This window comes from [Muricauda] lutisoli (nom. illeg.) (assembly GCF_017313105.1).
Taxonomy (GTDB): domain Bacteria; phylum Bacteroidota; class Bacteroidia; order Flavobacteriales; family Flavobacteriaceae; genus Flagellimonas; species Flagellimonas lutisoli.
The window spans coordinates 104597-118799 of the sequence record NZ_JAFLND010000002.1; the positions used below are offsets into that span (position 1 = coordinate 104597).

Below are 14203 nucleotides of genomic sequence, written 5' to 3' on the forward strand. Positions count from 1 at the left end.
GAATGTATATTTTTGTGCAAAAACCCTGCAAATGTTAAAAAAAGGAACCAAAATGTACAGCATTTTAACAGGAAACTGTCCAAGATGCCATGAAGAGAGCATGTACGAGAACTCCAATCCGTACGCGTTGTCCAAAATTTTCAGCATGAACGAAAGATGCTCCCATTGTGGTTTAAAATACAAGATCGAACCTTCCTTTTTTTACGGTGCAATGTATGTGAGCTACGCCGTAGGTATTGCCTTTGCGGTGGCGGCCTTTGTTATCTCCTTTTTGTTCCTTGGGACTTCGTTACCAACAACTTTTATTGCAATTGTGGGTACTTTGGTAGTATTTATGCCCGTGATCATACGGTTATCCAGAAACATTTGGATCAACTTTTTTGTGAAGTACGACCCTACTGCAGTCGAAAAGCACAAATCAGTTAAGGGCTAATTTGAGTAGTATTTTTTTGTAAATCGTTGTATATCCATTTCTGGGTCCAGTTCCGACTGCTTTTCTATGTAATCGAACAATTGTTTAGAAGCATACGGCCCTATCAACACTCCCCTGGAACCAAATCCGTTCAGCACATAAAGGTTTTCATGTTCTGGGTGCCTGCCCACCAAAGGTCTGCGGTCTGCAACCGTTGGGCGAATACCTGCAACATGATCCACAACCTCAAAATCACATGTTAAAAAAGTCATGAGTTTTTCCAAAAGTTCATTCTTGGACTCCTCGGTGGGTTCGTTGGTCTTATCCTTCCATTTATAAGTGGCCCCTACCAAATACTTATCATTTTTCATGGGAATGGTAAAAACGGAAGATTTGATGACGTTTTCCTCTTTGTAATCGGGGGCATGGATAATGAGCAATTCGCCTTTGGTCCCGTTCAAAGGCAGATATCCGAAGTATGGATTTTGCTTGAGACCATATCCGCAGGCAAAGACTATTTTTTTGGCCGTAATGGATTTATATGATATGCTTTCTTGTGATACGGACAACTCATCAAAATCAAAGGATTCTTCCATTAGGGAATCGGAATTCTTAAGATAGTTTTTGTAGCTTCGAACCAAAGCACCGGTATCTATTCTGCCTGTATATTTGACTTCGCCGAAGCCATGTGGAGCATCAATCACAGGATTTTTGTTCGGTAGAATTTTTGTTGACAGGAAATAATCCAAATCTGGACGGTCGGCCGCCTCAAACCACAGGTTTTGTTCTTCAATTGAGGCAAACTTCCTTAGTACCGGGAGTTCATGATCCAACGTTACCCCTAATTTTTCCTCTAATCCTTTGTAAAACGGCTTGGCTCCAAGTAGCTGTTGTTTTGCTTTCCAAGCCATGGTAAACCGTTTTAAGATCACAGGATTGTACAAACCTCCCGCCACTTGTGACGCTTGCTGTGATTCATCGGTAATCACCCTAAAAGATTTGCCTTCTTTCTCCAATACCTCGCAAATGGAAATTCCCGCTAAACCAAGACCTACTACTAAATAATCCAACATACTGCAAAATTAGACATCTGATTGATCAATCAATCATTCAAACTTTAGTTTAATGAAAAAAAAACGCCACACTAAGTGCGGCGTTTTGCTTTATAGAATTGGAATTATTCTATGGGCTTAATATGCCCACATATCTTGCTCTCTGTCTCTTATGCCTTCTTTGATTCTTTGGGCTTCCAAGAGCTGGAACAATGCATTATCAAAAATGTAGTCGCTTATTTCACGATCTTCGTGAACGTTTTCCTCTTTGTAGATAACAGCATTGAATCGACGTGCGTTCAACAACATATCAAAGGTAATTGGCCTTGACGAGTTACGTTGGTTGTACACCTTGGCATCGTGCAAAATTTGCCTTGCCGCAGGGTACCATACCCAGAACAATTCTACTTTGTTCTGTCCTGGATCTATAGACTCATCATCGATGAAGTTAACATCCGGGGCAACCGGTGCAATGCCCAATAAGCGATACTTAAGCTCACCTTGGCGCTTGTCGAAATACCACATACCTTTTATGCGATACTCCTCAATATCCGCTGCGTTCAGGTCCCTTTTGTTGATAAACTCCGGGGAAACCTGCTCACCAGCATTTACTTGCTCGTATCCTAGGTCCGTGGTATCCACTTTGCTCAAAGTGGCCGAAAGGTCTTCCAACTTTCTCTTTTCAGTAAAGTAGGAGTCTGTATACACCTCGGTAAGGTTTCCATTTTTGATGTTCTTCATCAAAACATGGTACAGCGACCTTCTATCCTTTCCAATACCTATGGTATCGGTCGGGTAATATAGTGGAAAGTTCACTCTTTCGTCAAGATCGATGATTTCCCAAACGGTCTTGGACCAAAGGATATCCCTATCATCCACATAACCGTACTCTAAAGGCTCATCAGCATCTTGCTCTATCTGAGCTTGGGTTTTCTTACCTATATCCTCGGGCAACTTGGCATTTAAAATATTTGCCTGCGCCATGATTGATACCGGCAATATGCCCAACAATCCAATTAATAATGCGTTCTTCCAATTCATGATCACTTGTATACTTTTTATACTTCTTAGTTAGTAAGCTCAACCACTACAGGAGATACTTTTTTCAACTTGTAGCTCTTGTTGTTTGTGATATAAGCTTGGATATCGAATATCTGGACAGACTCTCCTCTACCTGCTCTCTTCAAGACAGATTTAGCTCTGCTATCCAATTTGTTTCCGTTTACAACTACTGTTGGCTGACCTGGAACTTTGAACTTAAACTGACTTACAGCAAGGTTCAAATCAAAGTCAAAGTCTTCCAACATAGCGCTAACAGTGGATATTTCCAGGTTGTTTCTTGGCATTTTCACGCTTCCTGACTCTCCACGAACAGTACCGCTTGGTCTAGGAATATCCTTGATACGGAACTCATTCTTACTAGATACCGGCTTACCATCAGGCAATGTACCTGAAGCTGTAATGGTCACAGACCTACCCGTACCTGGGTTCATAACATAGCTACTTCCACTTCTTCTGCTCAAACCAGGGGCTGATGCAGTCACTTTGTTATCAGGAATACCAGGGATGGAGATGGTCATTGGGTTAGCAACACCACGGTATACCACGTTCATTTTATCTGCAGAAATAACTGCTGCATTAGGCATGGAAATCGTAGCAAAAGTATTGTTCACTTCTACTGGCACTTCTTCACCATCCTGCATAAAAGTCATGGTTCCTTTAATGGTATGATCACCTGGAGTACCGGCACTGATCAACATTTTGATACCACCAGCTTCCAATTCGTAATCCTTACCTTCTGTCAATGGTCTTCCGTCCAAAGTCAATTCAGCTTTTACAGGAGTGGAAGTCTTGTCAGTTTTGCTAACAATGATCTTACCATCATATTTTTCCCCTGAGTAGTATGCTGTTTTAGGAGCATTCAAAGAACTTGCAAAGTTGGTCAAGGATACAGCCTCCGTCAACTCACCTTCCAATAGGGTTTTCAATACCTCTTGCTCGGTAGTTTTGATATCGGCCTGCAACTGGGTCATCTTTGTCAAAGAGGCTACCAATGGAAACCCTTCGTAGTGATAGTTGATCCAGTCTTGACGTGTACCGTCTCTCTTCTCCACCTTACCGTCCTCACCACCAGTGGCAAAACGTGCTTTAACAGCTGATTTCAAAGATTCGAATCCTTCTTCCGGCAAAGCGTTGATAACACCTTCGCGGTAAGTTTCAATCTGCTCCATGAACTTCTTACCTTCTGGGCCCAAATTGTCGCCCTGAAAGAATTTTTGGTCCAAGTAGTCAGACTTGTCCATAACCACATAGTCTTTGTCATCTTCCAAATCTGCGGTCATTTCTTTTTTCAATCCTTCCAAATAACTGTAGTAAGAATCTGAAAGTTGTTTGATCTGCTGAGCATCTTCGTACAGTTCGCCGTACTCTTCTTCGTTTTCGGAAGCTTTGGTTTCCAAGCTTGCAAAAAAGCTTTTATTATTGGCGTCCATGTTTGTGTTGGAAGTCTCTAGCTTTTCGTTCATTAGTCCGAAAGCGGCAAGTACTTCCTTGCTCATATTAAGTGCCAACATCGCGATGAAGATCAAATACATAAGGTTGATCATCTTCTGACGTGGTGTTTGTTTTCCTCCTGCCATGTTTTTCTAATTAGATTTAATAATTAATTTGATTTGGTTTGTTTTCTGTTGATCAAACTCTAATTAGTTTTTTCCTCCCATGGCGGTAAGCATACCTCCGTATACTCCGTTCAAAGATGAAAGGTTAGTGGCCAAAGACTCCATTTGGTCTTTCAGGGCACCAGCATTCTGAACTACTTCTTCGTTGATGGAAGCTTGTCTGCTTGCGCTTTCCAACTGTACTTTGTACAAGCTGTTCAAAGATTCCATTTGAGCTGCAGCGTGAGACAATTCCTCGGAGTACTTTTTAGTGTGCTGAATAGCATCTGTTGTAGGAGTGATATTCTTGGCGGCACCTTCAAAACTCTTAATACTTTCACCCAAGTTGGAGAAAAGCTCGGAATCGATTTTAGCTTCTTTAAGAAGACTATCCAATTTCTTGGAAAGAAGTCCTTCGGCTTCTTGAGCATCCTTAGCTTGTTGTTTTCTGGAAGCATCTGCTTCTCCACCGGCCAATTCCGGGTATACCAAAGACCAATCGAATTCATCATCTACTGGTTCAAATGCAGAGATTGCAAAGATCAATGCTTCAGTAATAAGTCCGATCGCAAGAAGAAGTCCACCCGTCAGTGGTCCAAACTCCCAGTGAAGGATCTTGAACAATGCACCAATAATTACTACCGATGCTCCAAGCCCGTAGGCCATGTTAAACAGCTTTTTTGTTGATTTTGACTGTGCCATAATTCTAGTTTTAATTAAGTTATATAAATAAGTATTTGGTTACTACTCTTACTTGTTATTTATATAATGTTCTCTCGTTGTTTTTTTATAGTCCGCTTCTTCCGTCGGTAGAATCTTCTTCTCCCATATAATCTTGAACCGTTCTGAAACCAATATAGCTTCTAGCGGAATCTTGATATTCATAATCTCTCGTACTCACCTGAAGGAAGTACGCTACATCTTTCCAGGAACCTCCTCGGATCACTTTACGTTGATTGTCCTGTGAACCAATGTTCGGGTTCATGGTGGACAGATATTCGTAAGCACCTGGGTCAAAACTGGAGTTGGTCCATTCGGATACGTTACCAGCCATGTTATACAAGTTGTAATCGTTTGGTTCAAAGGATTTTGCCTCTACAGTATATAAGGCCGCATCGGCTGCATAATCGCCACGTTGCGGTTTAAAGTTGGCCATGAAACATCCTGTGTCGCTGATCACATAAGGACCACCCCAAGGATAAGTACCACCTTCGATTCCTCCTCTGGCGGCATATTCCCATTCTGCTTCAGTTGGCAACCTAAATTGGTTCACGAACTGCTTTCCACGACTTTTTTGATCGTCGTTCTTGAATTTTGTTCTCCAGTTACAGAAAGCTTTTGCCTGCATCCAGTTTACTCCCACTACAGGATAATCGCTGTATGCATCGTGCCAGAAGTAATCGTTGTGCATTGGCTCGTTGTAACTATATTCGAAATCTCGAATCCACACGGTAGTATCCGGATAAATCTCCAGTTCCTCGTGCTTTATAAAATCTTTTCTGCTACCGGACCTAGCACGTGCAGCAGCTTCAATATCCATCCAGCTGTATTTGTATTTCAATTTGGTGACATCTATACTTCTAACACCATTATAACTCTCTTCTTCAGGAAGATAGATGGAATCCATTATCTCAGCATAGTATTCATCCGGGTATTCGGAAGTATCCCATACCAAATCAACATCTTTATTCAATGCCCTACCTTCATATCCGGTATCTCCAAGACCCGCATAGTTGTCGAGCATATACTTGTCATAAACGGATAGTTCCGTAGTGTCGGTATCCTTAAAAGCATACTCACCAATACCTTCATCCTCAGGACTAATACCTAACTCATCGGCCAAAATGGCCAACTTGGTTCTTACAATGGAATCCTTGACCCACTCCACAAACTGTCGGTACTCACTATTAGTGATTTCCGTATCGTCCATATAAAAGGAACGTACGGTAACCGTTCTTGTGGGAGCATTCAATACTTTTGCCTGATCCTCATCGGCTTTACCCATTACAAAGGCGCCTCTGGGAATCAGTTCCATTCCATAGGGTTTTTCTGGATGCCATTTTTTTCCCTTTACCCCAACTAGTTCACCTTTTGACCTTGATTTAGAGCCACAACTGGTAAGCAAAAAAACAAGTGCTATAGATGAAAAGAATAGCTTTCTCATACTTTAGGTTAAATTGTTCGATTCAAGATTTAATAACTGTGATACACAGATTCATTATTCTCAAAACTGATTTTTGAATGAATTATTGTGTAAAAACAATTAATGATCAAAATTTAATTTATTTAGTTCAGGCCTTTTCTATAGGCTTTAAACCACCTTTCGGGAATGTTCTGGTTGCAAGCATCCAAATAGTCCTCTTCGGTGCATGGTAATAACGCCACCGAATTTGTTTTAGTATGTTCAGCTAAAATTGTTGGTACTTCTACCCACCATCTTTCTGTGACATGGCTTTTAAAGAAGATCAATTCCTCCGTGTCCGTGGGTACAGTGAACTTTGTGAAGTCTTCGCTCTTAGAGCTCGGGTATTCTTTTATTCTATAACTCAAGCCCTCTATAAAATACCAAATGATCTGTGCTATCATCTGAAAAGCCTGGTGGGAGTTTTCCCCTTCGTAGATACCAAATAGGGAAACCTTGTCGCTGATGCCTGCATAGCGGGCAATGGCACATATTTCCCTTCCCGTAAAACCATTGGGAGAAAAATTTCGGGTCATGCCCATTTCGCTGGCACGAATTGCCCGTAGATCTAAACTAACAATATCGCTACTGCGCAAAACGGGTTCCGCCAATTCTATATTGGCGGCAATCTCACCCAAACGATAGGCATCAAAAAAAAGACGCTCCATCAAATCCTTTTCTTCCTGGGCGTTGAAATAACTCTGGTATCCTATATTGGAAAAGTTGAAAAGATTATTGGGCTTGTCCGTTATGATCTTGCTCATATAAGAATGTGATGAGATCAGTTCATCGTCCTCACCAAAGTCGAAACGACTATCAATGGAGACCAGGTTCACCATATTCTTTATTTTATCAAAAGCACGGTAGGTAGGAAATGTAATATCCTGAGTAAGCCCTAATACTATAGGTATGATATTTTCTTCGAGAAGCCCTGCAACAATTTCCTTCACTACAAAGTAGGTATCCTCTACAGTATCGCCTTCCTCCACATCCCCTATATCTATGATGGTAGAGTTCCAATTGCCCATCATTAATCGATACAGCTGGATACGAACTTCGTCCAAATCGAGTTTCTCTGGTTTTTTCTCGAAAGCGTTCCTGGATTCCAATACCCCGAAAATGGCAACATCGGCATGGGCGAATACCGGAAGTCCGTCTTTTTCCGTGTGCATGTGGATATTTTTGCCCAATGCTTGTTCTGGCAGCAATTCGGAATGTGCCAATACCTTGTCCTTAACCGGAACCAGAAAATCGAAGGCCATACTATTTCTTAGCTTTTGCTTTTGTCTTGGCTTTTTTCTTTGGTGCTTTCTTTTCCAATAGGGCCTGTGCTTCTTCCAAGGTCACTTTTGTGGCATCCACATCCTTGGAGAGTTCTACCTTGACCCTACCTTTTATTATATTATGTCTTCCCCAACGGGCTTTCTCGATCCTGATTTTTTCTTCAGGCCATTCTTGAACGAGCTTTTCAGCTTCCTTTTTCTTTTTGGCCTCGATCAATTCAGCGATATCCCCATCGGAAAGGTTATCAAAATCATATTTCTTGTTCACATTGATGAACATGCCATCCCATTTAATAAAAGGCCCAAACCTACCTTTACCTTTGGTAACGTCCTTTCCTTCATAGGTGGCGATCGGCGCATCGGCCTTTTGCTTTTCTTTGATCAGTTCAATGGCGCGGTCCATATCCACATCAAAAGCGCTTTCACCCTTGGCGAGGGAAATAAACTTTTTCCCGAACCTTACGTAAGGTCCATAACGACCTACATTGGCCTCTACTTCTTCGCCTTCGTAAACTCCCAATTTTCGTGGAAGCTCAAAAAGTGTCATCGCTTCCTCGAACGTAATGGTTCCAATGGATTGATCGGGCAACAAACTGGCGAACTCGGGTTTTTCCTCATCGTCCACAGTACCTATTTGAACCATCGGTCCAAAACGGCCCAATCTTACGGAAACCTGTCTGCCCGATTTGGGGTCCGTACCCAACACACGTTCTCCGCTGGCACGTTCGGCATTTTCCTCGACCTCCAGCACATTGGGATGGAAATCCTTGTAGAAATTTTTCATCATTTCCTGCCAATCTTCATCACCTGATGCGATTTCATCAAAATCCTCTTCTACTTGCGCGGTGAAATTGTAATCGAGAATTTGCGTGAAGTGTGTCACCAAAAAGTCGTTTACGATCATCCCGATATCCGTTGGAACTATCTTTCCTTTCTCGGAACCTACGGTCTCTGTTAGTTGGCTATCGGATACTTTTCCGTTTTCCAATACCAATTGCGCATATTTGCGCTCGGTTCCCTCAACGGTACCTTTTTCCACGTAGCCCCTATTTTGAATAGTGGATATCGTTGGTGCATAAGTAGATGGCCTACCAATGCCCAACTCTTCCAATTTCTTCACCAAAGAAGCTTCGGTAAATCGGTATGGGGGTCTTGTAAATCTTTCCGTGGCGGAAATATATACGTTTTGCAAAGGGTCCCCAACATTCATGGCCGGCAACATTCCTTCTTGCTCCTCGCCATCTTCGTCATCGGTTCCTTCCAGATATACTTTTAGAAATCCATCAAATTTCACTACCTCCCCGTTTGCAGAGAATTCCTCGTTATGGGTGCTCGCTTTTATTTTTACATTGGTCCGTTCCAACTGGGCATCGCTCATTTGCGAAGCAAGCGTACGTTTCCAAATAAGTTCGTACAACTTAGCTTGGTCGCGCTCCAACTGGGGCGACTGTAGTTTCATATCGGTCGGGCGAATTGCCTCGTGAGCTTCTTGTGCTCCCTTGGACTTGCCCGTAAAGTTCCTGGTTTGACTGTATTCCTTGCCATAATTGTCCAAAATGGCATCTTTTGCAGCTGCAATTGCTTCGTTGGACAGGTTGACACTATCTGTTCTCATATATGTAATAAGCCCTGCCTCGTACAAACGCTGCGCCACTTGCATGGTTCGGCTTACCGAAAAATAAAGCTTTCTGGACGCTTCCTGTTGCAAGGTGGATGTGGTAAATGGTGCTGCCGGTGATTTCTTTGCTGGCTTTTTTGCCAAATCGGAAACCGAAAAATCTGCTCCAATATTTTCTTCAAGAAATTTTTCAGCAGCTTCCTTGGTAGGAAATGTTTTGTTCAGCTTGGCCGCAAAAACATTGCCTCCATCTGTTTTAAATTCCGCTTTTATTCGGAAAGATGCCTCCGGAGTAAAACCTTCAATCTCGCGTTCACGTTCCACGATCAAGCGAACCGCTACGGATTGCACCCTACCTGCGGAAAGTCCCGGTTTAATTTTTTTCCAAAGTACCGGTGATAGTTCATACCCAACCAAACGGTCCAACACTCTGCGTGCCTGTTGCGCGTTGACCAAGTTGTAGTTAATGTCTCTTGGGTTTTCAATCGCCTTTTGGATAGCCGATTTTGTAATGGAGTTGAATACGATTCGTTTGGTCTTGTTTTTGTCCAACCCCAACTCTTCTGCCAAGTGCCAAGATATAGCTTCTCCTTCACGGTCCTCATCACTTGCAAGCCATATGGTTTCCGCTTTTTTGGCCAAATCCTTGAGTTTTTTCACCAAGGCTTTTTTCTCCTTGTCCACCGTATACTTAGGCTTAAAATCGTTCTCCACATCTACGCCTAGCTCCTTTGATGGAAGGTCGGCAATGTGTCCGAAACTGGACTCTACTTGAAATTCTTTTCCTAGAAATCGTTCAATGGTCTTCGCCTTTGCGGGGGACTCTACAATAACTAAATTCTTTGGCATGCACTGGGTTTTGTCTCAACAAAAGTATATTAAAATTTAAACTTCGGCATTTACCAACATTGATTTAGCCCTAAAATCCAAAAAAATCCTGGTTCAAATTCGTAAATCCCATATTAATATGAGTTCGTTGATGACACTGGTTAAAATAATTGTTATTTTTAGAAGTCTAACTCAATAACCCAACTAAAATGACCAACCGCTTTTTGATCATAGCCCTTGCCTTGCTATGTTTCTATCCCTCGAACGCTCAACGCAAAAAGAACAAAAACAATTCACCACAATTTAAGGAGTCCCTTTACAACGGCATGGAATATCGTATGGTGGGGCCACATAGGGGTGGTCGAGCCGGAACTGTGACCGGTGTTGCCAACGACCCTAACCTCTATTATATGGGTACAGCTGGTGGTGGCGTCTGGAAAACCACGGATGCCGGTAATTCATGGGAATGTATTTCCGATGGTTACTTTGGTGGTTCCATAGGGGCCGTTGCCGTTGCCGAATCCGACCCAAACATTATTTATGTAGGCGAAGGAGAACAAACACTTCGAGGAAACGTTTCCTCGGGCAAAGGACTATGGAAAAGTATGGATGCCGGTGAGACCTGGGAATTCATCGGATTGAAAGATTCCGAACACATCGCGCGTATTCGTATCCATCCAAAAAATCCGGACATTGTTTACGTTGCTGCCATTGGAAACCTCTGGAAACCCAATGAGACCCGTGGTGTTTTCCGTTCCACTGATGGAGGAAAAAATTGGGAAAAGATTCTTTATATAAGTGATAAGGCAGGTGCAGGCGACTTGATTATGGACCCCAACAATAGCAGAATTCTTTATGCTGCTACGTGGCAGATGAAACGTAACGGGTACCGTATGGATAGCGGAGGACCTGACAGCAAAATGTTCAAAAGCACCGACGGAGGTGATACATGGACCGACATATCGGAACATTCTGGATTACCTGGCTTTCCATGGGGAATAGTCGGCATTACCGTATCTCCTTTGGACTCCGATAGGGTATTCGCTATTATCGAAGCTGAAAATGGTGGTGTTTTCCGTTCTGATGATGCAGGAGAAACCTGGAAAAAAGTGAATGAAAACCGAGGACTAAGACAAAGGGCTTGGTACTACAGCAGAATATATGCCGACACCCAAAATATAGACAAGGTCTGGGTTATGAACGTAAGCTATGGCGTTTCCACAGATGGTGGAAATACCTTTACATTAAAGAATGCCCCACATGGTGATCACCACGATCTTTGGATAGATCCGAACAACAATCAAAGAATGATCATTGCCGATGATGGTGGAGCACAAATCTCCAATGACGGAGGAAATAACTGGACCACCTATTATAACCAACCTACTGCACAGTTTTACCGAGTTGCAACAGATAGCATTTTCCCATATAGAATTTATGGAGCGCAGCAAGACAACACAGCACTTCGAATCTCTCACCGTTCTTCAGGTTCTGCCATCACTCAAGATGATTGGGAACCTACCGCAGGGGGAGAAAGTGCGCACTTGGCGCCAGACCCTAAAAACAACCAACTGGTATACGGAGGAACTTACAAAGGTTATATGAACCGTTTGGACCATACCACAGGGCAGACCATTTCAACCAACATCTGGCCCGACAATCCCGCAGGTTCTGGAGCAGAGGTAATGAAATACCGTTTTAATTGGAACTATCCATTGACGTTTAGCAGGCACGACTCCAACGTGCTTTTTGCAGGATCCAACTATTTGCATGCCACTACCGATGGAGGACAATCCTGGAAAACCATTTCCCCAGAATTGGCAAGAGGTATCCCTGAGACCATAGAATCATCGGGCGGGCCCATTACGCAGGACAACACCGGGGCAGAATTCTATTCCAATGTTTTTGTCATCACGGAATCCAGCTTGGAAAAAGGAGTGATTTGGACCGGTAGCGATGATGGATTGATCCATGTAACCCGCGACAATGGCACAACATGGGAAAATGTAACACCACCAGCTTCAATGTCACCAAAACTGAACATGATCAACTCAATTGATGCTAGTCCATTTGAACCAGGAACGGTATACGTTGCCGCCACTTCCTATAAGTTCGGTGATTACACTCCCTATTTGTACAAAACGGAGGATTACGGAAAAACATGGAAATTGATCACAGATGGCATCAAAGAAAATTATTACACACGTGTTATCCGTTCCGATAAGGTTCGTGAAGGCTTATTGTATGCAGGAACAGAATGGGGCATGTATATTTCTTTTGATGATGGGGAGCATTGGACTCCCTTCCAGTTGAACTTACCCATTACCGCAATCCGTGACCTTCATGTAAGGGACAATGATTTGATCGTAGCCACCCATGGAAGAAGTTTTTGGATGATAGACGATCTAACTCCGCTCCATCAACTATCCGAAGAAGTGGCCAACAGTGATTTTTATCTGTACAAACCGGATATGGCCTATAGAATGCACCAAGACCGATCTTGGCAAGAACCCAACACCAAATTGGTTGGTGAAAACCATCCTAATGGGGCCATCATCAACTATTACCTGAAAACTTTAAAGGAAACCGATACCGTCACCATGGAAATTTTGGAAACGGATGGCAGCGTGATCCAAACCTTTTCCAATCATGCAAAACCCGATAGATTGGACCCTACCTCAACACAAAAATTGGAAGTAACCGAAGGAGGAAACCGATTTATCTGGAACATGAGGTATCCTGGCTACCAAGAATTCGAAGGAATGGTGTTTTACTCATCACCGAACATTGGTCCTAAGGCCGTGCCTGGTAATTATAAAGCAAGACTTACGGTGAACGGAAACTCCATGGAGCAAATGTTCACCATTGTAAAAGACCCAAGGATTTCCCTAACCCAAAAAGATTTTCAGGATCAGTTTGACTTTGTCATGAAAGTACGCGACCAAGTATCCCGTGCCAACAATGCCATCATCAACATTAGGAACATTAAAAAGGATTTGGCCTATTTAAAGGAGAAAACAAAGGACAATCCTGAAATCCAAAAAATGGCCAAGGATTTTGAAGAACAACTTTCCGTTATCGAAAACAACATCCACATGACCAAAAACCAAAGCAGACAAGATCCTTTGAACTATGGTATTCGAATCAATAACAGAATGGCATTTTTGATGGTCGACTCGCAACGTGGTGACCAAAAACCTACCCAACAAGCCCAGGAGTTTTTTGTAGAGATCACCAAAGAATTGGACAAAGAAATCAATGATCTTAATACTTTAGTGGAAAAGCAAGCCACCTTGATCAACCAAAAGGTGGAACAAAACCAAATCAAATTGATTTCCACTCCATAATAAAATATCCATTTTTTAAAAAGCGCCCTCCAAAAAGGGCGCTTTTTGTTTTATCAAAATCATACATCCATGGAAATGCCCACGGCATCCTTGTAAATAAAATATATTGGGATTTTACTGAACATGGCCGTGAACAAAACTCCTATCAAACATAGGATGACACCCAGTTGTGATACCAATCCTGCAACCAATACCAACAAAAATATCATTAACCAGTTTTTATTGCCCAAAGCAAAACCCGCTTTAACAATTTCCAAGGCCGAGAGTTCCTTATCAAAGGCAAAAAATGCCGGAAACAGGGACATGGGAACCATCAAATAGATAATTCCAAGACCACATGCCAGTAGCCCCAACAATGATAGTCCTATCATTATCAACGAAAGAATCAATGCCTTGATCAAATATGCTTTGGTAAAAAAATAGAAGTAATCGTCTTTTCCGGATTCATTAAGATCATATTTTCTGCAAATCCTTAAAAAAGCTGCGTTCAAACAAATTCCAATGGTCATAACACCAATAGAAGATATGGGCGCAATCAAGCTCATTATACCTGCAAAAGCAGGCGGCAACTCGTGTTGGTCAAACGTATTGGGGTCGCTTATGCCCATGGCTATCATGGGCAAGTAAATCAACAGGTAAAAAGGCAAAATGCTTACAAAAGTCAATACAAGCGTAATAAATCCCTGTAACCATACTTTTTTAAAAAGCTCCACGGAATTATTGAACACAGTTCCGAACTCTACTGGTGGACTTTGGTTGATTCTATCCGAAATATTGGTGAAATTCATCTTTCAAATTGGTTATGTTTTAAGCTTGAAGGTAAC

The 14203-nt window shown here is 42.3% G+C and carries 10 protein-coding genes; 2 read left to right on the plus strand and 8 right to left on the minus strand.

Annotation, left to right across the window (positions count from 1 at the left end):
- The first annotated feature begins 31 nt into the window (after positions 1 to 31).
- Positions 32 to 433 (plus strand): DUF983 domain-containing protein, encoded by a 402-nt coding sequence (locus J0X13_RS07815; protein WP_207070907.1) that lies wholly within the window; start codon positions 32 to 34, stop codon positions 431 to 433.
- On the opposite strand, the gene J0X13_RS07820 is transcribed toward J0X13_RS07815, so the two are convergent.
- From J0X13_RS07820 to topA, 7 genes are all read right to left on the minus strand, one after another.
- A complete protein-coding gene (locus tag J0X13_RS07820) occupies positions 430 to 1485 on the minus strand; it encodes an NAD(P)/FAD-dependent oxidoreductase (RefSeq protein ID WP_207070908.1) in 1056 nt (351 codons plus the stop codon). The two genes, J0X13_RS07815 and J0X13_RS07820, sit on opposite strands and share 4 nt — an antisense overlap.
- Before the next feature lie 117 nt (positions 1486 to 1602).
- On the minus strand, positions 1603 to 2505 hold the full coding sequence (gene porN, locus J0X13_RS07825) for a type IX secretion system ring subunit PorN/GldN (RefSeq protein WP_207070909.1): 903 nt from the start codon (positions 2503 to 2505) through the stop codon (positions 1603 to 1605).
- 26 nt (positions 2506 to 2531) lie between these two features.
- Positions 2532 to 4103 carry a type IX secretion system motor protein PorM/GldM gene (gene porM, locus J0X13_RS07830; RefSeq protein WP_207070910.1) on the minus strand — a complete coding sequence of 524 codons (1572 nt, stop codon included), beginning with the start codon at positions 4101 to 4103 and terminating at the stop codon, positions 2532 to 2534.
- A 63-nt stretch (positions 4104 to 4166) separates the two neighbouring features.
- Positions 4167 to 4823 carry a type IX secretion system motor protein PorL/GldL gene (gene porL, locus J0X13_RS07835; protein ID WP_207030081.1) on the minus strand — a complete coding sequence of 219 codons (657 nt, stop codon included), beginning with the start codon at positions 4821 to 4823 and terminating at the stop codon, positions 4167 to 4169.
- Between the two features lie 85 nt (positions 4824 to 4908).
- Complete coding sequence (gene porK, locus J0X13_RS07840; protein WP_207070911.1) at positions 4909 to 6285, minus strand: T9SS ring complex lipoprotein PorK/GldK; 1377 nt, start codon at positions 6283 to 6285, stop codon at positions 4909 to 4911.
- A 122-nt stretch (positions 6286 to 6407) separates the two neighbouring features.
- The gene (locus tag J0X13_RS07845) at positions 6408 to 7565 is read right to left on the minus strand and encodes a formimidoylglutamase (protein WP_207070912.1); all 1158 of its coding nucleotides are present in this window, start codon (positions 7563 to 7565) and stop codon (positions 6408 to 6410) included.
- Between the two features lies 1 nt (position 7566).
- Positions 7567 to 10053 (minus strand): type I DNA topoisomerase, encoded by a 2487-nt coding sequence (topA, locus tag J0X13_RS07850; protein WP_207070913.1) that lies wholly within the window; start codon positions 10051 to 10053, stop codon positions 7567 to 7569.
- Between the two features lie 188 nt (positions 10054 to 10241).
- On the opposite strand from topA, the gene J0X13_RS07855 reads away from it, so the two are divergent.
- Positions 10242 to 13379, plus strand: a complete 3138-nt coding sequence (locus J0X13_RS07855; RefSeq protein WP_207070914.1) for a WD40/YVTN/BNR-like repeat-containing protein — start codon at positions 10242 to 10244, stop codon at positions 13377 to 13379.
- Positions 13380 to 13438: 59 nt separating this feature from the next.
- Here the strand turns inward: J0X13_RS07855 and J0X13_RS07860 are convergent, their stop codons facing one another.
- Positions 13439 to 14167: a hypothetical protein gene (locus J0X13_RS07860; RefSeq protein WP_207070915.1), complete on the minus strand. Its 729-nt coding sequence runs from the start codon at positions 14165 to 14167 to the stop codon at positions 13439 to 13441.
- Positions 14168 to 14203 lie beyond the last annotated feature (36 nt).